Origin of the sequence: Nodularia spumigena CCY9414, from assembly GCF_000340565.2 — a bacterium.
GTDB classification, from domain to species: Bacteria; Cyanobacteriota; Cyanobacteriia; order Cyanobacteriales; family Nostocaceae; genus Nodularia; species Nodularia spumigena.
On record NZ_CP007203.1, the window covers coordinates 474,256 to 494,302 of the forward strand.

Genomic DNA, 20,047 nt, shown 5'->3' on the forward strand with positions numbered 1-20,047 from the left:
AATCCCCCTTAAAAAGGGGGACTTTAAGAAAAATTTCCCCMCTTCTTAAGGGGGGTTAGGGGGGATCAAACAGTTATGAAGTAACTTGAGAATACTTGTGTGTACACGATAGCCTTATCAAGGAGAGGGGAGAATTAAATTAAAATCAAATTAGGACTTACGCAAGAACTCTCTGAAACCTTCTTAACTTCTCCCAAAGGGAGAAGGGGAGACGCTTCGCGAACGTGGTTCGTTTTTCCATAATTTTGCGTAAGTCCTGCAAATAATATCCTAGTTTGATATTTTAAAATATCTATAATACTTTTGAGGGGTTCTAACACACTAAGCTTTTCTTGGCGATCGCGAGCGGTTAATAAGCCCTCTAGCAAATCATATAATTGATTGGTCATTCTGTCACCCAAGGTAAATTTATGAATTCTGGGCAACCGAGTCAGAATTGGGATGTACCATTTAATCAGGTCGTAGGTTTTTTGGATAATTGGTAATTCTTCCATTTAAATTTGAGGAATTTCGCTGTTTGGTTTACAAAATAGATTTTATATGCTATCTTAAATTGTAGGCGTGTATTTTTGCAAAAAAAATTGATCGCTCCGTTTCACTACGCTAGGAAAGGGCAAAGAGGAACAAGAGCAAAGAGCAAAGAGCAGAGGGCTAGAGTGCAAAGGGCTAAAGAGTCCTCGCGGCGGAAACTACAACCCGAAAACCGATGAGGATGTTCCTATTGTCCGGGTCGACGTAGTTACGAAACGCAGAACGGCAATGCCTCGGAAAGTAGTACCAGGAACCACCGCGCAGCAGCTTTTGATTATCATTATCAATCCAAGCACTACCATCCCTTGGCGCAACTTTATAGTTACTGTGCCAGGTATCTAAACACCATTCCCACAGGTTTCCGTGCATATCATACAAGCCAAAGGCATTAGGAGGAAAGCTGCCTACAGGCGTTGTTTTTTGCCGATACTGTCCTTTCAGGCTATTACCATAAGTGGAGTTACCATCATAGTTAGCCACTTCACTTGTAATTATATCACCAAAATGAAAAGGTGTATAGGTGCCGGCACGACAAGCATATTCCCATTCTGCCTCACTGGGTAGTCGATAATCACGACCTGTTTTTTGAGACAGTCTTTTGCAAAACTCAACTGCATCATACCACGAAATACTCTCTACAGGAAGATTGTCATCTCCTTTAAAATGAGATGGTCGAGTCTCTAGTTTTCTATTAATTTGTGGAAAAGATGCAGCTACTATTACCCATTGTGGTTGAGTAACGAGGAATCTTCCCATATAAAAGGATGGAACTGTTACTTGGTGTTCGGGACGTTCATCATCGCTACTTCGTTCCTCTTTTTTGGAAGCACCCATCGTAAAAATTCCACCAGGAATCTTTACCATTTCTAGGTTTATACCCTGACCTAAATCTTCTGTAAAGCCTTCAGCTTCTCCTAAATAATCATTACGCTGAATTTTATTGACACCTAAAAATTGTTTTGATGTTAGTTTAGCAAATTTAAACTCGAATTTTTGTAATAGTGGCTGAGAATCAGGTATATCTTGTGGAGGAGGTGAAGGAGGTGGCGTAGTGAATGAAGAATGGGAATATCCTAATGAAGCCAATCGCTGATTAATCAAAGAAGCAATTTCATGAGGTTTTCGATCTCTGATATCAATATAACCGTCAATTGAAAATAGACCAGATACATCACCACTATCTATGCGAATTGGCATAATTGCTAAAGGTGATTCCTGATTTTTGGTTTTTATTAAGTCACGTATAGCGCGCCATTCTAAACGACACCAATCTTTTTGTTCATAATCTTTACCAATAAAAATAACAACTAAATCACATTGCTTATGATAAATATTTTGTAAATGTTTATCTAGATTAAGTATGGCAAGTTCGGCTTCATGAAAATTGTCATAAAAAATTTTCTGTCTACCCCATTCCATTGCTAATTCGTTAGCAACCTGTCCTACAAAATCTCTAGATTCTCCAGCAAACGAAAGTCCTACTCGAAACCGCAAATCCGTCATTAATATAGCCTCACTGTGAATTATTTCATAATTTTAGCCAATTCAAATACAAATGTGCATTTTTTCAGCGTTTTGTTCTATACGTAGCATAGCATTGTTCTATATAGCTATAAATAGAGATCCGGCTAAAATATTAAAATTTATAAGTTTTTAATTACTTCGTAAAAATAAAAATATATTTGAATTTTGATGATCATCGAGAAATGAATAAAAAATCAGATCCCCGACTTCTTCAAGAAGTCGGGGATCTAAGTATCTCGATTATAAAATGAAATATCTGGCAATAATGACGGTGATTAATAATGTTAAATAAAACGGGTAAACAGAAAAAGAAAGACTAGAGGTAAATAATAAATTGACAACATTCATCCCTTTTGGTGGCTTCAGATCAAAAAGCCGATCAATTGTCAGTTTATCTGAATGTAAATCGTTGACAAATTTATTATATATATCCCGAAAGCTGCGTTCTTGACCCAAATAATATGAATCTAGTAAAAAGAACAGCAGAATGGGGATGAGAGATATCCAAGCATAAGTAGGCTTATTCTTATCTGCTAATACTACTAAAGTTGCCGAAACCAGAGAAATACACCAAGTTTTGCAGTTGGCGCTATTATTTGCCATCCGCGCAATAACCCCTTGCAAGATATTCATATAACTCTGCACAGAGTTAGAATCAGGGTCTACCTTATGTGGTTGTGACTGCGGATTAAAGTTACTCACTGAAACTTTTCGCTACTATTGTGGTATTTTTACTTTCATTATATATCGTTGACGCTGCTTGATTTCAGCCAAAATGGATAAAATTGAGCTAAGAGTTAATCTCATTCTCTATTGTGACGATTTCGGTCACGTTTGAGACTTTCTTCTAAAGCTTGAATTTGTTCCCGACGGGCTTCTAACTCTAGAGAACGACGTGCTAAGTCTTGATTTTGTAAAGTTAGAGACTGTCGCCAACTTTCGGCGCGTTCTGCTTCTTGTTGCAACTGTTCTGGTGTTATACCACTGCTGAGGTAAGTTTGCACTAAATGCACTACCCATTTGCTAGCATCTGCTAAACTTTCAATTTCACCTGTCGGGGAAAGCTGCACTAAAACCAGCAGGTTGTCACTTATGTTAGTGACTTTTTCTAATAAAATAAAACTTTCTTCTGGGATAACTACCCAAAGGTTTTGACTTTCCTGACGTGCTAACAACCGTAACTGATACTTATCTGAAAATTCATTTTTATTGACTTGAGCTAGATATAGCATGGCTTTAGCTTCAGATTTGAATTGCCAAAATATTTTTTAAGTTTAGACAAGGGCGGGCATCTTTGCCCACCCCACAAGATTTAGATCAACTGTTACCTATTGCACCTATACTAAACTACGCAAGCGATCGCGCAAAATTTCGGCTTGTTTCTCAGCTTCTGCTAAAGATTCTCTCGCTCCTTTTACCACATCAGCCGGGGCTTTATCCACAAACTTAGGATTACTTAACCTTGCACTCAAAGACTGAGCCTCTGCTTCAACTTTGTTGAGGGTTTTTTCCAGTTTGGCCTGCAAGGTAGCAATATCTACTACATCACCACTCAGAGGAATTACCACTTGTACAGTCCCCACAACACCAGATATAGCATTTTCTGGTGCTTGTGGCTGTTCTAATTGTGTCTGTGATATTTCTTTCTGAGGCGTTGGGGGGAAAAACTTAGCCCAAAACTCTTGTCTAGTCTGCTGTTTGAGTAGAACTTCCACAACAAACCAAGATGTAACACCCAAACCAACTATTTCAAAGAATGTGCCAATCAAGGGAATTTGATCAATCGTATTTCCCGTAGCCCAACCTACCCTCACAAAGACCACCGCCGCGATAATTAAGCCAATTGCCTTCAAACCGTTCTGAGGTTTTTTCTCAGCACCTCTAGGGCTTTTTGCCTCTGTTTCAGGCGCTTCTGGAACACCAGCAATCGTTAAATTCTCCACCTTGGCCAAATCTTGAATATAATCCTGTCCAGCAGTGAGAATTTGCTGTTCTTGGGGATTACCAGTTTGTAAATTAGCGGTGATTTTCGCCCCTGGCTTAATATCCGCCTCGGCGCGTAAATTGCGAATTGTGCGAATTGTGCCAATTAGTAATTCAAACTGCGCTTCCAACTCTGGATTAATTAGGTTATTATCGGCTTCAGGATAGGCTTGTAAAGCTAAAGTTTCTAAAGAATCGGCTGGTTGTTGGGTGAGAGTTTGCCAAATTTCCTCAGTAATATGAGGCATTAAAGGATGGAGTAATTTTAAAATCCCTTCCAGTACATAACCCAGAATTTGTTGTGCTACCTTGCGGGATGCGGGGTCTGCATCTTTTTGTAACCGGGATTTGACTAATTCAATATACCAATCACAAAAATCACCCCAGATAAATTCATACAGACCTTTTGCAGCTTCACCTAAACCGTAGTTATCAATGTAATTACTTGTTTGGTTGATAACTTGATGATAACGGGAAAGAATCCAAGTGTCGCTTAATTCTGTAGGAATTGGTTCACCCAGTTGTGCTGGGGTTTGTCCATCCAAATTCATCATCACAAACCGGGCGGCATTCCACAACTTATTAGCAAAGTTGCGCGAAGCTTCTACTGATGCAGACTCATCCTTTTTACGGTCATATTCCAAGCGAATATTTTGACCCGCACCCGCAACTTCTTTAATTAAGGTATAGCGCAGGGCATCAGTGCCATATTTGTCAATTAATAATAGTGGGTCAATACCATTACCTTTAGTCTTCGACATTTTCTGACCGTTTTCATCCAACACTAACCCGTGGATGTAAACATCATTAAATGGCATTTTCCCAGTAAAGTGTCCCCCCATCATCGTCATTCTGGCAACCCAGAAAAAGATAATATCAAAGCCAGTTACCAAAGTACTGTTAGGATAATAAGTCTCTAAATCTGGAGTTTGTTCAGGCCAGCCCAAAGTGGAAAATGGCCAAAGTCCAGAAGAGAACCAAGTATCCAATACATCTGGGTCTTGTTCTAACTTGACATCTGCCCCAAATTGTGATTTAGCTTTTTCCCAAGCCTCATCTGCTGATTTAGCAACGACAAAGGGTGTGGTATCGGTAATTTGACCATCGGTTTCACTGACAGCATACCAAGCCGGAATTTGATGACCCCACCATAGTTGACGAGAAATACACCAATCTTTCAACTTGACTAACCAATCACGATAAACCTTAGTCCAGCGTTGGGGGACAAACTCCGGCGTATTTTGATTGTCGAGAAATTTTAAGGCTTTATCAGCCATTGGGCGAATTTTGACAAACCACTGAGTAGATAATAATGGTTCAACTGGGACTTTACCGCGATCGCTATAAGGAACAGTATGCTTATAATCCTCCACCTTCACCAGCACACCATCGGCTTCTAAGCGAGAAACCACATTTTTTCTAGCCACAAAGCGGTCTTGTCCTTGGAACTCCCCAGCGTTATCATTGAGAGTCCCGTCCTTATTCATGATATTGATTGACGGCAGATTGTGACGCTTACCCATTTCAAAGTCATTGGGATCATGGGCTGGAGTCACCTTTACACAACCAGTCCCAAATTTCGGGTCAACAAACTCATCACCAATAATCGGAATTTCCCGATTCATAATGGGCAGAGTTAAGGTTTTGCCAATCAAGTGTTTATATCTGTCATCATTGGGATTAACCGCCACACCTGTATCACCAAGCATAGTTTCTGGTCGAGTCGTCGCCACTTCTACAAACCCAGAATTATCACTGAGGGGATAGCGGAAATGCCAAAGATTTCCATCAACCTCTTGATTATCCACTTCCACATCAGACACCGCCGACTGAGAAGCTGGACACCAATTGACTAAGTATTCTCCACGATAAATTAATCCTGATTCGTAGAGACTAACAAAAGCTTCCAGAACAGCTTGCGATAAACCTGCATCTAAAGTAAAGCGTTCCCGTGTCCAGTCAACGGAGACACCGAGGCGTTTTAACTGATTCACAATTGTACCTTCAGAATCGGCTTTCCATTGCCAAGCCCGTTCTAAGAATTGTTCGCGTCCCAGTTCGTAGCGAGTTTTACCCTCTTTTTTGAGTTGCTTTTCCAACATCGTGTGAACGGCGATGCTGGCGTGGTCGGTTCCGGGAACCCATAGGGTATTGCGCCCTTTCATGCGGTGGTAGCGGATGAGGGTATCAATTAAGGCGCTTTCAAAGGCGTGACCCATGTGTAAACTGCCGGTGACGTTGGGAGGGGGAATGACGATGCAGTAAGGTTCACCGGGGTGGTTGGGGTCAGCTTTGTAGACTTGGTTTTCTTGCCAAAATTTTTGCCATTTGGCTTCGGTGGTGAATGCGTCGTAAAGGCTGGGGAGGTTGGTAATGTTTGCGGTCATGCTGGGAATACTAATTCTGGAAGGACTTTAGTAAATTTTGCCATAGGGTTTGATGGAAACGAACCGCAAAGGGCGCAAAGTACACAAAGGAAGAGGAGGAAAGTAGAGATGAGACAGCCAAGTGGTCAGCTAGAAAATCTGGCTTATGAAGTGATTGGGGCGGCGATTGAGGTACATAGGATTTTAGGTTCTGGGTTTTTGGAGGAGGTATATCACAGGGCGTTGAGAGAAGAATTTCTGATGCGCGAGATACCTCACCAGTCTGAGTATCCAGTCAAAGTACACTACAAAGGTCGTCCAGTCGGTGAGGGGAAATTAGATTTTCTAGTAGGAAACTCGCTAATTATTGAATTGAAAGCCGTCCAAAACCTAGCCCCAATACACGAAGCCCAAGTCCTATCCTACCTAAAAATGACTAAACACCCCCTCGCCCTCCTGATCAACTTTAACGTCCCTCTCCTCAAAGACGGCATCAAACGCATTATTCTCACCTCTTAATCTTCCTTCTTCCTTCTTCCTTCGTGTACTTTGCGTCCTTTGCGGTTCGTTAAAAAAAACCCAACCCCCGCAAAGCCAAAAGCGCCGAACCAAAAGCAGCCTCAGTATGCACCGACGAAACCACAGACACCCCTAAAACCCCTTCCCGAATAGCACACCAAGCACTATTCCCCGCCCCACCACCAGCAGTATAAACACGAATTAACCTATCCGCCCCCATTTCCTGCAATAAACCATAGCCACGCCCCTCAATTTTAGCCATACCTTCCAACAACCCATGCAAAAATGCCACAGGATCATCAGGACGTGGTGATAATCGTGGTAATAAATCGGGATCATTAATCGGAAAGCGATCGCCTGCCTGCAACAACGGATAATAATCTAACCCACTGGCTGTAGTCACATCAATCTGACTACTAAACCTTTCCAACTCAGCCGCACTAAAAAAATGTTTTAGCACAGCCCCCCCAGTATTAGAAGCCCCCCCAGTCAGCCATAAATTACCCAAACGATGGCTGTAAATACCGTATCGTGAATCCTCCACACGCGTCCGACTCAATAATTTAACTACCAGCGTCGAACCCAAAGAAGTCACAGCTTCCCCCGGCGATTTAGCCCCACTAGCCAAAAAAGCCGCAATACTATCAGTTGTCCCAGCACACACCAAACAGTCACCAGGAAAATTAAACTGAGTGGCAATTTCCGGGCGTAATTTGGCTATGGGAGTACCGGGAGTTAACACTTTTGGTAGCTGAATCGGTAATTGCAGTTTCTCTAGCCATGCTGGATATTTTAACTGCTCTACGTCATAGCCGAGCTTTAAGGCGTTGTGATAATCGCTAATTCCCAAATAGCCATGTAGCAGAAATCCTAACCAATCAGCTTGATGCAGAAAATATTTCGCCTGACTAAAACTAGGTTGTTGCATCATCCATAATAATTTGGCTAGGCTGGAAGTAGCACTTAATACATTGTGATGCGGTGGTGCAATATTTCGCAACTGCTCCAACACCACTGATCCCCGTGCATCGTTGTACAGTAAAGGTGTATCTACAGGCTTACCAGCAGCATCAGTTAGCAAGACTGTGGATGAAGTACCATTAATAGCGATCGCCTTGACTTCTCGGCGCAAATTCTCAGGTATTTGTGCCAGGAGTCTAAATAAAGCCGTCTCCCAAGCAGTTGCTAAGTCAGAAACCGCCTCATCTGCCCAAGCATACTTAATTTCTGCCTGGGTGCAAGCTTCATGATTAATCACCACACCCCTAAGGCCAGAAGTACCGAAATCGATCCCCAAATAAAAACCCATAGTTTTATAAATTTTTTTTGCTGAAAAATCACGAATGGCTACTGGTTAATCACTGCTTATGTTGCATCTTGTAACAAGATATTCCACATTCTTGGCAAAACAGTGAAAAGTAGTAAACGAACTGTTCAATTTGATTTGAAGCTCAGGAGGGTTCCGACCATGCCTATCTCAGACACTCAAGTGTACATTGCTCTAGCTGTAGCCCTGATTCCAGGAATTCTGGCTTGGCGTTTAGCAACAGAACTTTATAAATAACGCCACCTTGTGACATGGTAAGTGGGGCATATTCAAAATCGCCCCACTCTCAAACAACAATCAGGCTAGTCCTGGTTGTTGTATTTACAATAAAAAAAATCCAGCGCGGTAAGCATCAACAAATCAATTCACCGCCATATTCTTAGCCTCATATTTAAGTATAATTAAAGACTCAATCTTTGCGGTAATTGCAGTGTTGCCCAGAGAAAATTTGGCATAAATAGCAAGGTAGCTATATAACTTTCAACCAAAACTAGCCGATATTAACAGGCTAAAAAATGGCAACTAAAAATATTTTTTGAGTACAATGGAACACGTTTGAATTTCCCACACAGAGGAAAAGTTCAGAAAGCTATTCATAAATATCACCACAACTCGGAATTGACAGAATCTTTTAAAAGAATAATAATCTGGCAAACAGGGTGCTAGTGGCTGGATGCCAAAAGTTTTTGAATACTAGCTACTTACGTACATTGAGTTATTTTTTAACTTTGAATATACGTGTAGCAATTTGGGAAAAATGAAGTAATATGGCAGCTAAATCAAGCTGTAATCATTACCAGTGTGCATTCTATGATATTGCCATTCAATCAGTAAGGTTCTATTTAGCATAATGAACGCGAGTCAACCGTCTAGACCACCGCTACAACCGCCACAACAACGCCGGGCTGTTCCTCGCCCAAAACGGCATCTTCGTCAACGTTCCTACCAGGTTATGGCCTTGGAAACCACAGCAAAGATAGCGGTTAATTTGGCAATATCCACAGCAGCAGTATCTGCTCTAGTGCAACTTGTACCTTATCACTGGACACAACAAGAAAGGTTGCGAGAAGTCCGTACAGAGGTAAAGCTGATGGAAGAACGGGTCGAGAGTTTGCAAACGGAATTTAACCGTAATTTCGATCCCCAACAAGCTCATAGCATTAGACAACAGCAAGCCTATAGATTTGACCCTAATCAGCTTCCAGTAGTCTTCGTGAATCAAGATGGTCAGGAAGTTAAAGTATTAGAGTTATTACCCTAAGAAAAATATGAAGAATTTATATAGAAAAATCGAATTTCCTGACGGGCGTTATTGCCTATACATACCGGATGTTTGTATGCAGTACCATCGGCTATAGTCATTAGCGATAGTCCAATTCACAATTAAAAGTTCCAAAGATTTTTTGGGAATTCTTAAGCTGGAAGTCAAGCACTGACACGCCCGTAGGTTGGCTGACCAAAATCTCCTAATCGAGATTTTCAGGAAACAACAGCTCGTTTAACCAATTTTGGATCTGTAAACGCAATCGGTAACCAGAGATATCCTTTTTGCGATCTAGTTGGGGTAGTTGAGTCAGGGCGCGACGATAGTCAGCGATCGCACAATTCCAATCACCCCAAAGATGATAAGTCCTGCCCCGTTCTGCCCAAATATGACCTTCTAGTTGACCGAAAAGCATTGTTACCTCAAAATTCTCAATTGCTTCTTCGTATTGTGCCAAATCACGTAAAGTAATCCCTCTGTTAATCCGCGCCCGGACATAACTAGGATTCAAATCAATCGCCCTGTCGTAGTCAGCCAGTGCTGCGGCGAATTCCTCACAGGCTGCATGGTAATTGGCTCGATTGTTATAAGCGCTAGCTAAATTGGGATTCAATTGCAGTGCTGTGTTGTAATCACCCAAAGCTTTTGGCATTTCGCCACTCTGAAAATAAATCAATCCCCGGTTGTTATAGTTAACGGAATTTTGGGGACGACGATCAATTAATTGGGTTAGTAAAGCGATCGCCTCAGTATAATTTCCTTGTCGAGCTGAACTCAAAGCGCAAGAGCGTAAGTAGTCGTCCCCTAAAGCAGATCCACCGCTACCGTTATTCTCCTGCTTGTTAGCATAAAAATTGCTATTTGAGACAAAATTATATTGATTATTTTGCTGGTTACCAGAAGCTAAAAATGAATGGCTATTCATATTGTATTGCCTGAGCTACTTGCTCTGTGAAATCAAATTACAGTTTTCGTCGTGATGGTAGTTGCGCCCCTGTGTCAGTTAATAAGGTGTCTATGATTACTTTAATGTCAGTACAAGGCTGAATTTCAGCTACTACATACAAAAAGTTGAATCACCTTACTTAAACAATTAATGCTCAAACCTAATAATTAATACGTCACCCGTAAGTTGAATTCCAGAAATAATAAATATCAATCTTAAAGACTAATCAAGTAGTGAGAGCCACAAATTGGTAGAATGCCAATAAGCCCTTCATTGAGCTGATTACTGAGAAGCCCCAATTCCATAGCTGCTTGCTGTTTGGCGTATGATGAACGGCGGGAAGTGCAGGTGTGTCGCCTAACTAAGTGCTGTAGGCGACAAAAGAGGGTAGCACTGCGTAATTTTTAAGTATTGAGAAAATTTTTTATGACCACAGCAATTTCCTATCAAGATGCGCCTGATTTAGCTGCTGACGATTATATCGTTATAGGTCTATCAACCTGCTTCATCAAAGAAGACGGCGAAGTTTATCAAGTTGAAGTTGTAGAACCAATTCCCTCTGCTGCTTTAGAAGCCTTGTTAAAAGGTATTCCCACCTCCTATCACCTAGCTTGTGCAACCACTCTAGGATCTGTCCTAGACGGTAATACACCTGTGTTACCAGATGGTTTTCCAGATTCGACTCAGTTTGGAGAAGAATTCGCCTTCCGGGCGTTTGCAGCAGCTCGCACCTACAAACGTCGTGAAATTGCCAAGTCCCTAATTCCTCTGGGTACAACTTACACTGATTTTAAATATTCCACTGAGCGTAAGCGGGTACTCAATGCTGCTAGAGTTGTGAATAAAGAAGATAATGTGAAACAGCATTCCCATACTCACAAAGTTCTTTAATTTAAAATAATTATGCTGAAACTTTACGGCGGCGCTCGTAGTCGAGCCTCAATTGTCCAGTGGTATCTGGAAGAACTGGGCGTTAGCTATGAATTTGTGATGTTGGATATGCAGGCGGGCGAACACAAGCAGCCTGAATACCTGAAGATTAACCCAATGGCTAAAGTCCCAGCAATTGTCGATGGTGACTTCCACCTTTGGGAATCAGGGGCAATTTTACTGTATCTTGCCGATAAATACGGCAAAACCCCACTTTCACCAGAAGCGCGGGGTATATTTTCTCAATGGGTCTTATTTGGCAATTCTACCCTGGCTACAGGGATTTTTGTAGAAGCAAATCGAGAGCGAGAAATGCCCCGTTTGTTAACTCCCTTGAATGAGATTTTTGAGCGACAATCTTTTTTACTGGGTGAAGAATTCACTGTTGCTGATGTAGCTGTGGGGTCTATCCTGGCTTACATCCCCATCATGCTCAAATTAGACCTGAGCGACTATCCAGGCGTGTTGAACTATATCAAGCGGATGTCTGAACGTCCAGCGTTTCAAAAAAGCATTGGCGGACAGCCTTAATTAATTGCAGTAGTGGACTGACAAGGCTAATTTTGTGCATAAGCATAAATATTGTGGGGTGGGCTACTAGTCCCCCCAGAACAGGCATCTTGCCTGTTCCACAAGAGAAACATAATGCACTATTTTAAGCTTGTCACCCCAGTAGTGTAGGGTAGATTTTTTCTACCCTATAAATTTTTTACCGGTAATTAGTGAATTGCAAAGCCACAGGAAAATCTTCTTGTTTTACCCGTTGCATCACATCTTGTAAATCATCCTTAGCTTTAGCAGAAACCCGGACAGCATCACCTTGAATTGAGGCTTGGACTTTTTTGAATTCGTCCCGAATCAATTTGGAAATTTGTTTCGCAATTTCCTGACTGATACCTTTTTTGAGGGTGATTTCTTGACGGACACGGTTCCCGCTAGCTGATTCAACTTTGCCAAACTCAAAAATTTTCTGAGAAAGGTTACGCTTGGCGGCTTTTTCGCGGAGGATGGTGTGAACAGAATCTAAGGTAAACTCGCTGTCAGTGCTGACATTAATGCTTTCCTCTTTTAACTCCAGTGTAGTTTGAGTATCTTTGAGGTCGTAGCGACCTTTGATATCTCGCACAACTTGATCGATAGTGTTCACTAATTCTTGTCGGTCAAAGTCGCTTACAATGTCAAAGGAATATGTGGAAGCCATAAACAATTTTAGATTTTAGATTTTGGATTTTGGATTTTAGATTGGAGAACCCCTGGGGGGAAGTCAAAAGTCACAATTCAAAAAAACTTTCTTTCCCAACTCCCCACTCCCCAATTAACTAGCTTGGATAATGCTCAAGGTGATTAGAGTCGCACAGCCAAGAGAGCCAATGGCAAACATTAGCGATCGCAATAGAGGTATATTCAAAATATAAAAAGTGGAAGCCATAAACAATTTTAGATTTTAGATTTTGGATTTTGGATTTTAGATTGGAGAACCCCTGGGGGGAAGTCAAAAGTCAAAAGTCAAAAGTCAAAAGTCAAAAAAACTTTCTTTCCCAACTCCCAACTCCCAACTCCCCACTCCCCAATTAACTAGCTTGGATAATGCTCAAGGTGATTAGAGTCGCACAGCCAAGAGAGCCAATGGCAAACATTAGCGATCGCAATAGAGGTATATTCAAAATATAAAAAATTGAGTATAGCAAACGCGCCACAACAAAGGCGATCGCTGCTACTGTTGCTGTAGAAGAATCAACACCAGTAACATAAGCCATCAATGCTGCGGTGGCAAACAACATAAATGCTTCAAAGGAATTTTGATGCGCCCAGGTGGCTCTTTGAGCATAGGGGGGCAATTTATCAAACTTGGCGCGAGGAGTAGCTAACGCCTCAAAGCCAATCTGCACACGAGCATAAGCTACCAATAAAAACGGCAGATATATCAGAACGGCAGCAGCAGCAATAGAATACAACAAAATAACAGACACAGGCAGTTGCGATAGCATGATTAAACCAATCAATAGTAGTTGTTAGTTAACTGTGATTAATAGGTAACAGGTAATTTGGCGAACCCAACTACCTATTACCAATTCGCAGTTTCCTATATCTATCATTACCTGGACAAGGACTTACTGCACTTTAGTCAAAGTAGAAAAGCGTTACCACTTTTCTTTGTTCTTCTGCATCTCCACAAGTTTGGAGCAGAGTGCGACTGTCGTGAAATGCAAAACAAATCAGTTGCTGACAGCGAGAAACAATCTCCTTATTACAAATATAACTAGCTTCAGCTAAAGACAGATTATCATTACTGGGATTTTCCACCAGATGCATCACCTGCTCTAGTTGTTGCCGTGATTCATGGGGCTGGCGTGACAAACTTTGGGGTAAAATCACCGTCAATAAATTGGGATCTGCCCGCATTGCTCCCTTAATGGCAGCTGAATTTGTACCTGTGGCCCCAGAGGTAATCACCCTATTCCCTGATAGAACCAGGGCATAGGTCATCATTTCAATGAGATTCTGATGCGTAATTGGCACATGGCGAGAACCCAGCAAGGCGATTCGCTTAGAACCCGTTTGCTGAATGGTCGCCAGTTCCTGCGCTAATGTATCGAGGTTGGTAAGGTCTGTTGACTGGCTCAAAGAGGGGATGTAATCAGATTAAACAACCCAGCTATTCTACCAAACAGAGTGTAAGTGAAAAGCCAACTTGAGTTACATATTGCTACATTTTCCTGATGTTTGCTTCAGTAGCTGAATAGCTTCGTCACACCAGTTCAAGAAGTAGGGGCGGGTTTATCAATATCCCGGTGAACCGAAGAGGCAGAGGGGAAGGGGTACAAGCTCTGTCTGTGTCTTTCCCCCTGCTCCGGTGCTCCGGTGCTCCGGTGCTTTTAAGGTAATGCCCCGGCGGGAGTTAAGCCGAGTTTAGATAACAAGCGATCAATGTCAAAATGCTTAGTCATCAACTGGCGAATGCACTGAACCTTAATCGGTTCGTGTACCCGGACTTGACCAAAAGTCCGCTCAATAATTTCCACAGTAGTGAGAGTATCTAGATCAACCGATAGAATGGGGATTTCTAGCTCTTCGGCACGGGTGAGAATAAAGGCGGGTGGTGGTAGTTGTCCGGTTAAAATCAGGCATTGTGTAGACGTTTCTAGGGCGGCTTGTTGAATTTCCACGCGATCGCCTCCGGTGACTACTGCCATATTTCGGCGTTTGCGGAAATACTTCACAGCCGAATTGACATTCATCGCCCCAATTGCCAAACTTTCCACCATCAAATCCAGGCGATCGTGACGACAGAGAACCTCAGCATTTAACTGGGTTACTAATTTACCAACACTAACACTGCGTAGCAAGTCACTTTTGGGCAATGTTGCTAATACGGGAATGCCTTGCTTTTCTAAAAACGGACATAATTGAGCGTCAACTATTTCTAATTGTTCGGTAGGGATATCATTAATCACAACTCCCACCAAGCGATCGCCCACAAGCTGTTTAGCAGACAATAACGTCTCAGCAGAAAGCAGCGAATTATAACGAGCTACCAATAGCACAACCGCATCTAATGCTTGAGCCACTTGTAACAAAGATAAATCAAACAGATTGCCTTGTGTCAAATCACCAGGCCCCTCTAGCAACACTAAATCTCCTTGGGAAATTTGCAAATATTGCTGTTTTAAGAGCTGCCGATAATCGGTTTTGTCTTCGCCGCGCAAGCGTTTTTGGACATTAACCTCATCCAAAGCCAGCATTGTGGCAGCAACACGGCTTGTCGGCAAGCTCAGACTATGGGCAATAAACTGGACATCTTCCTCAACTACGGTTCCGCCAGATTCACTAAAACAAGTGCCTAGCGGTTTAGCGTAGGCAATATCTAGTCCTTTTTGCTGTAGCTGATAAGACAAACCCAAAACTGTTGCAGATTTACCACTATAAGTTTCGGTTGAGCCAATCAGCAAACATTTAGCAGATTTTGGCACAAATGCACTCCTAATTGCAAAAGGAAGTAGAACTAAGCTAGGTGTTTTCTAATTTTAGTTGGTTCCGGCAACAGGCTGGAGTGCTGACAAAGTGCAGTTTCCCCGAATGTACTTTTTTTGGGTATATTTTGAATTTTCCAATTTCGTATTTCCACATAAAAATATGATTAATATTTTCGGATCTCAATATCTGGAGTTTAGACTAAGGGACAGAAAACCACCCAGCAGCGCTGAGTTGAAAAGAAACAGACTTTAGGGTTCAAAGCCAGATGAGGTAAGGATTTCAGGCGTAAAATTTTCAATGTTCAAAAAAACACCTACTGGTTGACGCGGAATGAACCAAAAATCCCTACTTCCAACCATAGCAAAAACAGCACTTAAAGAATTAGAAGAAGCAGGTCAATTAGATGGTTTAAATACCTTGGGAATTTTTCGGCATATCGTCTTACCTCTAGCCAAACCCGCCCTCGCAGCCCAAGCTGTTTTCGTCTTCATGAGTAGTTGGAATAATTTTCTACTCCCCATCGTTATTCTCTTTGACCCAGAAATGTTTACCCTACCTTTGGGCTTGAACAGCTTCAAAGGGCAATATATCAGCTATTGGAATTATATTATGGCTGCTTCCATGATATTTACCTTGCCAGCTTTAGGCATTTATGCCTTTTTTAACCGCTACTTTATTCAAGGTGCGACATTCACCGGAGGCAAAGGTTGAATTGTCTCATTCAAATATTACATAATATTAAGTCTATATTGACGTATTAGCCATTGATACCCACTTCAACTATCACCATATTTTGGGCGACAAATTGCACTCTGAACGTGATATTGGTATTACAGTGACTCAATCTCTATCTGTTGTGTTAATCACTATTATGGGTTTTGCAAACCGACTGAGCGCAGAGATAGCAGCAAACTACAGCAACATGGAGATTGGGCATCGCTTTATTAGCTATGTTGAGCGTCAAAAATTTTAAGGGGAATCATGTTTAGAAGACTAATTGGCGTTGTTGTTGCTACCCTTTTGCTGACATTTCAGTTAGTTGTCGGTAGCGCGACAGCATTAGAACTGGACGAAGCAATCAGAACAGTGCCGTTAAATGACCAAGGTGATACTGTTGTACTCAGCCTTAAACAAGTAAAAGAAGGTAAACGCTTATTTCAATTTGCTTGCGCCCAGTGTCATGCTGGGGGTGTTACCAAAACTAACCAAAACGTGGGACTAGAACCAGAAACTCTGGCACTAGCATCACCAAACCGCAATAATATTGAAGGATTGGTGGACTACATGAAAAATCCTACTACCTATGATGGTGAAATGGAAATTTCTGAAATACACCCCAGCCTCAAGAGTGCAGATATTTTCACAGAAATGAGAATTTTCACAGAAGATGACTTAGTAGCGACTGCTGGTCATATTCTTCTCCAACCAAAAATAGTTGGCGACAAGTGGGGTGGTGGTAAAATTTATTACTAAACTCTAGATAGATAACTCATTCCTGGGTACTGAGTACACACAACTTTTGTAGGGTGCGTTGTGCTACGCGACAGCACACCCTACCCAAAACCTTGATTTGGGAATGGGGTGTATACCGTAGCTCTTTGTAGAAAAAAGGTTTCCCGTGGTGTTTATAGTAGGGATAGTCGATAAAATGTCCCTATTTCACCATTTTTAACCCATCTTCTCAAAATATGACATTTTAACCCTGAACTATTCGGTGTGATGTAGCCTCGTAATCATCGTCCATTGCACAAGAAAAACTGATGATTTAGCCGAAATCATAAAAAAAAAATTTTATCTACGACAGATTGTCATATTTTGGCGTTGATTGTATTTAAAATGGTAAAGGTGAAATAGAAACTATAGTTAGGAGACAGCCATGAAATTGTTTGCTGCAAGCTGGCGACGTTTGACTTTATCGGTGTTGACAGTCCTTTTAGTTGTTAGTAGCTTTGTCGTTTTCACACCCAGCGCTTCAGCTGAAACCTTCCAGGTAAAACTGGGTACTGACAAAGGACTGCTGGCCTTTGAACCTAAAAAATTGACAGTTAAACCAGGTGACACAATTGAGTGGGTTAACAACAAAGTTCCTCCCCATAACGTTGTGTTTGATAAGGCGCTAAACCCCGCTAAGAGTGCTGATTTGGCAAAAAGTCTGTCTCACAAGCAATTGCTGATGAGTCCTGGTCAAAAACAAACCACCACAATTCCCGCAGACGCACCTGCTGGTGAATACACCTTCTATTGCGAGCCTCACCGTGGTGCTGGTATGGTTGGTAAATTAATTGTCGAAGGTTAGAAGTTGCTTTTTTAAGTTTTTCTGCGAATTAGCGAAAACTAGCAAGTTACACCCATAAAATGGGATAAATAGCGGTAATGAGTTTTATTCCCGGCGAGAACGTTGGAAGTTTTTGGCGATAGAGAAATAAACTTGTTACCGCTAATTTTAATTAACATTCAAATTTTCCCATCACATTGATTCTATTTGAGAAACTTTTTTTTCTAATTCATTAACTTGTTGCTTCAATTCCACCACTAATGTAGCCAAACGCTTCAGCTTTTGTTCTTGCGGTGATAAGTTACGTTCAGCATCAGTTGACTGCGGTCGGGTAAGTGATATTCTGGGTAATGGAGTTTTACCCATTTGATTTAACTGAGACTCTACTCGCCTTAAGCGCGACTCTACACGATTGAAATCAGCTTCTAAATTATTAAATCTAGACTCTATTTGTTGTGATGAAACTGGTTGAGACAATAAGCCCAACCAAACGATAATTACCACAACTCCAGCTAAAATTAATCTGCGAAACATTTCATTGACTCCTGCGGTGGAGGTGGGAGGTGGGAAATGATTATTTTATCTTGTGGTATTTTCCCTGTCTCCATGTCCTCCTTTCGCTAAAAATTGTAGGGTGGGTTAGCGACAGCGTAACCCACCATTACTCACCATTACCCTCTAGGGAATTAGCAACAGCGTAACTCACCATTACCCTCTAGGGAATTAGCAACAGCGTAACTCACCATTACCCTTAAATTTATGGTGGGTTACGGACTAACGTCCTAACCCACCCTACATATAGATTTTTTTATTTAAAAGATGCTGATTCATCCGGTTGTAAGTTAGAAAATAGTTGCTGCCAATTGATATAATGAGCAATATTTTCACCTGATTTCACTTCTAAGGTGATATTATGAGCATGGGATTGTTGGAGCGATCGCACACACAATTCAGCTACATCATCGCGGCTAATTTTGCCCCTAATATTATCACCTTGCTCAAAGATTAATTCCTTACCACCAGCTTCCTCAGTTAAAGCACAAGGTCTAATAATTGTATAAGGAATCCCACTGGCTCTTACACTATCTTCCCCTTTCAACTTCCAAGTTAAGATTCCTCCCAACTGGTCATTTAATCTCACTGCTGGCGGTTCTTCATCTAAATTAATCCCAGGTCTTCCAGGACGAGTTACCCCGGCGGAACTAATAAGGACAAACTGCGGAAAACTCTCCCCACCATAAGCCTTAATTGACTCTATTTGTAAAGCAAAATTACCGGCTGAAAACTTAGGATTTAAAGCCCCATCATATTCAAACTTACTCAACATCAGTTGAAATGACGCAACTTTACCAGCATAAATCGGCGGCGCATCTTGCAAAACTTTAGCGCGAAATACGGGAACCAAATCTTTAAAAGGAACGCGAACCGTTATCCAAGTATTATCTACAGTGTCAAAAGAATAACTGTAACCCACCCCATCCCATTTCTGATCTGTCCGTAAAAATAGTTTATAACGTTGACCGTCACCTTTGACCCGCAGTTCTACACCTTCGTAACCGGATAAGTTAAAGGGCGGTTCAAAATTCTTCGTTCTCACCGACGCAAAGCCACCGGAGTTAGCCGTGGAAACATTACCAGCAAACACAGCAGTATTTTCTAATAATTGCATATTACTGGCACTCACACCACCCATCACCACATCATCCACCGCACCCCAAACATTTCTTAATTCCGCCGAGGGATGAGTAAAATCAAATATCAGTTTTTCATTAGCTGGAGGGAGATATTTAGCCGCAGCTTCCACCAAGTTTTTCACACCTTGATATTCCACATTTTCGGGAGTATCCCCAACAATTTCCGGCATATAAAATTTTACACCTTGATTGTATTTAGCCCTATCCGGTGTGTCGCCTTCCACTGGTTGGACACGCACGGAAGTGCAACAAATTACAGCTTGGATATTAGCCATGACCAGAGAATTTAAAGTTTCTGGTTTAGTGATATCCCCAGCTACCAAGTCAACATCATCGCCAAGAATTGACCGGGCTTTATCAATATCTCGCACAAGGGCGCGAACTTTCTCACCTCGTTCCACAAGTCGCCGCACAACTCGTTTTCCCACTCCACCCGTCGCACCTGCTACCAGTATTACACCCACATTTCTGCCTCCATTGGGTAGATTTTGATTATCGTTGGAACCACCTTGAATTAACTGCTGTACCCAGTTAAGCAAAGGAAACACCTCGAAATAGGTTAAGGTTTCGATAAACCTCCCTAAGTCCCATTGAGAACGATTTTTGTCAGTCACAATCGCGTCTTGATAATTTTTTCTGTTACTAGGACTTACACACTTTACAAATAAACCATTATCTGTGTTGAGGAAATTACTTCATCTCAGGCTTTTTAG

Annotated in this window: 20 protein-coding genes and 2 pseudogenes; 8 read left to right on the top strand and 14 right to left on the bottom strand. The window is 41.7% G+C overall.

The features are described from left to right. Positions 1–134 precede the first annotated feature (134 nt). The 5 genes from avd to NSP_RS02205 all read right to left on the bottom strand — a co-directional run bounded on the left by avd (position 135) and on the right by NSP_RS02205 (position 6,425). Positions 135–494 (bottom strand): diversity-generating retroelement protein Avd, encoded by a 360-nt coding sequence (gene avd, locus NSP_RS02185; protein ID WP_006196326.1) that lies wholly within the window; start codon positions 492–494, stop codon positions 135–137. A 172-nt stretch (positions 495–666) separates the two neighbouring features. Next, positions 667–2,034 carry an SUMF1/EgtB/PvdO family nonheme iron enzyme gene (locus NSP_RS02190; RefSeq protein ID WP_006196325.1) on the bottom strand — a complete coding sequence of 456 codons (1,368 nt, stop codon included), beginning with the start codon at positions 2,032–2,034 and terminating at the stop codon, positions 667–669. Positions 2,035–2,295: 261 nt separating this feature from the next. Continuing rightward, entirely contained in the window at positions 2,296–2,757 is a 462-nt protein-coding gene (locus tag NSP_RS02195) for a hypothetical protein (RefSeq protein WP_231859523.1), read from the bottom strand. Positions 2,758–2,858: 101 nt separating this feature from the next. Next, a complete protein-coding gene (locus tag NSP_RS02200) occupies positions 2,859–3,287 on the bottom strand; it encodes a hypothetical protein (RefSeq protein ID WP_006196323.1) in 429 nt (142 codons plus the stop codon). Positions 3,288–3,392: 105 nt separating this feature from the next. Beyond that, positions 3,393–6,425, bottom strand: a complete 3,033-nt coding sequence (locus NSP_RS02205) for a valine--tRNA ligase (protein ID WP_006196322.1) — start codon at positions 6,423–6,425, stop codon at positions 3,393–3,395. 108 nt (positions 6,426–6,533) lie between these two features. Between NSP_RS02205 and NSP_RS02210 the strand changes: the two genes are divergently transcribed. Continuing rightward, a complete protein-coding gene (locus NSP_RS02210; protein WP_006196321.1) occupies positions 6,534–6,923 on the top strand; it encodes a GxxExxY protein in 390 nt (129 codons plus the stop codon). Positions 6,924–6,972: 49 nt separating this feature from the next. Here NSP_RS02210 and NSP_RS02215 read toward each other — a convergent pair whose 3' ends face one another. Then, a complete protein-coding gene (locus tag NSP_RS02215) occupies positions 6,973–8,232 on the bottom strand; it encodes an FGGY-family carbohydrate kinase (RefSeq protein ID WP_006196320.1) in 1,260 nt (419 codons plus the stop codon). A gap of 159 nt (positions 8,233–8,391) precedes the next feature. Here NSP_RS02215 and psaM point away from each other — a divergent pair, with 159 nt between their 5' ends. Beyond that, positions 8,392–8,487 (top strand): photosystem I reaction center subunit XII, encoded by a 96-nt coding sequence (gene psaM / locus NSP_RS02220; protein ID WP_006196319.1) that lies wholly within the window; start codon positions 8,392–8,394, stop codon positions 8,485–8,487. A gap of 613 nt (positions 8,488–9,100) precedes the next feature. Further along, on the top strand, positions 9,101–9,511 hold the full coding sequence (locus tag NSP_RS02225; RefSeq protein WP_006196318.1) for a slr1601 family putative cell division protein: 411 nt from the start codon (positions 9,101–9,103) through the stop codon (positions 9,509–9,511). A 205-nt stretch (positions 9,512–9,716) separates the two neighbouring features. Here NSP_RS02225 and NSP_RS02230 read toward each other — a convergent pair whose 3' ends face one another. Continuing rightward, entirely contained in the window at positions 9,717–10,439 is a 723-nt protein-coding gene (locus tag NSP_RS02230) for a tetratricopeptide repeat protein (RefSeq protein WP_006196316.1), read from the bottom strand. 447 nt (positions 10,440–10,886) lie between these two features. Between NSP_RS02230 and NSP_RS02235 the strand changes: the two genes are divergently transcribed. Further along, positions 10,887–11,351: a hypothetical protein gene (locus NSP_RS02235; protein ID WP_006196314.1), complete on the top strand. Its 465-nt coding sequence runs from the start codon at positions 10,887–10,889 to the stop codon at positions 11,349–11,351. A gap of 12 nt (positions 11,352–11,363) precedes the next feature. Further along, positions 11,364–11,921 carry a glutathione S-transferase family protein gene (locus NSP_RS02240; RefSeq protein ID WP_006196313.1) on the top strand — a complete coding sequence of 186 codons (558 nt, stop codon included), beginning with the start codon at positions 11,364–11,366 and terminating at the stop codon, positions 11,919–11,921. A gap of 178 nt (positions 11,922–12,099) precedes the next feature. Here NSP_RS02240 and NSP_RS02245 read toward each other — a convergent pair whose 3' ends face one another. From NSP_RS02245 to NSP_RS02260, 5 genes and pseudogenes are all read right to left on the bottom strand, one after another. Next, on the bottom strand, positions 12,100–12,591 hold the full coding sequence (locus NSP_RS02245) for a YajQ family cyclic di-GMP-binding protein (protein WP_006196312.1): 492 nt from the start codon (positions 12,589–12,591) through the stop codon (positions 12,100–12,102). Between the two features lie 114 nt (positions 12,592–12,705). Next, a pseudogene (locus NSP_RS27460) lies at positions 12,706–12,813 on the bottom strand (MAPEG family protein); the annotation flags it as partial. A 148-nt stretch (positions 12,814–12,961) separates the two neighbouring features. Further along, the gene (locus NSP_RS02250) at positions 12,962–13,378 is read right to left on the bottom strand and encodes an MAPEG family protein (protein ID WP_006196311.1); all 417 of its coding nucleotides are present in this window, start codon (positions 13,376–13,378) and stop codon (positions 12,962–12,964) included. Between the two features lie 133 nt (positions 13,379–13,511). Next, positions 13,512–14,015: a hypothetical protein gene (locus NSP_RS02255; protein WP_006196310.1), complete on the bottom strand. Its 504-nt coding sequence runs from the start codon at positions 14,013–14,015 to the stop codon at positions 13,512–13,514. Between the two features lie 251 nt (positions 14,016–14,266). Then, positions 14,267–15,361 carry a phosphotransacetylase family protein gene (locus NSP_RS02260; RefSeq protein ID WP_006196309.1) on the bottom strand — a complete coding sequence of 365 codons (1,095 nt, stop codon included), beginning with the start codon at positions 15,359–15,361 and terminating at the stop codon, positions 14,267–14,269. 379 nt (positions 15,362–15,740) lie between these two features. On the opposite strand from NSP_RS02260, the pseudogene NSP_RS02265 reads away from it, so the two are divergent. The 3 genes and pseudogenes from NSP_RS02265 to petE form a co-directional block, all read left to right on the top strand. Next, positions 15,741–16,076: pseudogene (locus NSP_RS02265) on the top strand (carbohydrate ABC transporter permease); the annotation flags it as partial. A 270-nt stretch (positions 16,077–16,346) separates the two neighbouring features. Next, complete coding sequence (psbV, locus tag NSP_RS02275) at positions 16,347–16,838, top strand: photosystem II cytochrome c-550 (protein ID WP_006196306.1); 492 nt, start codon at positions 16,347–16,349, stop codon at positions 16,836–16,838. A gap of 403 nt (positions 16,839–17,241) precedes the next feature. Then, on the top strand, positions 17,242–17,661 hold the full coding sequence (petE, locus tag NSP_RS02280; RefSeq protein ID WP_006196305.1) for a plastocyanin: 420 nt from the start codon (positions 17,242–17,244) through the stop codon (positions 17,659–17,661). Between the two features lie 171 nt (positions 17,662–17,832). On the opposite strand, the gene NSP_RS02285 is transcribed toward petE, so the two are convergent. Together NSP_RS02285 and NSP_RS02290 are read right to left on the bottom strand one after the other, a co-directional pair. Beyond that, the gene (locus NSP_RS02285; protein ID WP_006196303.1) at positions 17,833–18,174 is read right to left on the bottom strand and encodes a hypothetical protein; all 342 of its coding nucleotides are present in this window, start codon (positions 18,172–18,174) and stop codon (positions 17,833–17,835) included. Positions 18,175–18,448: 274 nt separating this feature from the next. Further along, on the bottom strand, positions 18,449–19,948 hold the full coding sequence (locus tag NSP_RS02290; protein ID WP_006196301.1) for a CIA30 family protein: 1,500 nt from the start codon (positions 19,946–19,948) through the stop codon (positions 18,449–18,451). Positions 19,949–20,047: the final 99 nt, after the last annotated feature.

Coding starts and splice junctions, on each gene's coding strand:
- NSP_RS02210 (WP_006196321.1), top strand. CDS start 6,534: ATGAGACAGCCAAGTGGTCAGCTAGAAAATCTGGCTTATGAAGTGATT.
- NSP_RS02230 (WP_006196316.1), bottom strand. CDS start 10,439: ATGAATAGCCATTCATTTTTAGCTTCTGGTAACCAGCAAAATAATCAA.
- NSP_RS02200 (WP_006196323.1), bottom strand. CDS start 3,287: ATGCTATATCTAGCTCAAGTCAATAAAAATGAATTTTCAGATAAGTAT.
- NSP_RS02235 (WP_006196314.1), top strand. CDS start 10,887: ATGACCACAGCAATTTCCTATCAAGATGCGCCTGATTTAGCTGCTGAC.
- avd (WP_006196326.1), bottom strand. CDS start 494: ATGGAAGAATTACCAATTATCCAAAAAACCTACGACCTGATTAAATGG.
- NSP_RS02190 (WP_006196325.1), bottom strand. CDS start 2,034: ATGACGGATTTGCGGTTTCGAGTAGGACTTTCGTTTGCTGGAGAATCT.
- NSP_RS02225 (WP_006196318.1), top strand. CDS start 9,101: ATGAACGCGAGTCAACCGTCTAGACCACCGCTACAACCGCCACAACAA.
- NSP_RS02285 (WP_006196303.1), bottom strand. CDS start 18,174: ATGTTTCGCAGATTAATTTTAGCTGGAGTTGTGGTAATTATCGTTTGG.
- NSP_RS02245 (WP_006196312.1), bottom strand. CDS start 12,591: ATGGCTTCCACATATTCCTTTGACATTGTAAGCGACTTTGACCGACAA.
- NSP_RS02215 (WP_006196320.1), bottom strand. CDS start 8,232: ATGGGTTTTTATTTGGGGATCGATTTCGGTACTTCTGGCCTTAGGGGT.
- NSP_RS02205 (WP_006196322.1), bottom strand. CDS start 6,425: ATGACCGCAAACATTACCAACCTCCCCAGCCTTTACGACGCATTCACC.
- petE (WP_006196305.1), top strand. CDS start 17,242: ATGAAATTGTTTGCTGCAAGCTGGCGACGTTTGACTTTATCGGTGTTG.
- NSP_RS02240 (WP_006196313.1), top strand. CDS start 11,364: ATGCTGAAACTTTACGGCGGCGCTCGTAGTCGAGCCTCAATTGTCCAG.
- NSP_RS02250 (WP_006196311.1), bottom strand. CDS start 13,378: ATGCTATCGCAACTGCCTGTGTCTGTTATTTTGTTGTATTCTATTGCT.
- psaM (WP_006196319.1), top strand. CDS start 8,392: ATGCCTATCTCAGACACTCAAGTGTACATTGCTCTAGCTGTAGCCCTG.
- psbV (WP_006196306.1), top strand. CDS start 16,347: ATGTTTAGAAGACTAATTGGCGTTGTTGTTGCTACCCTTTTGCTGACA.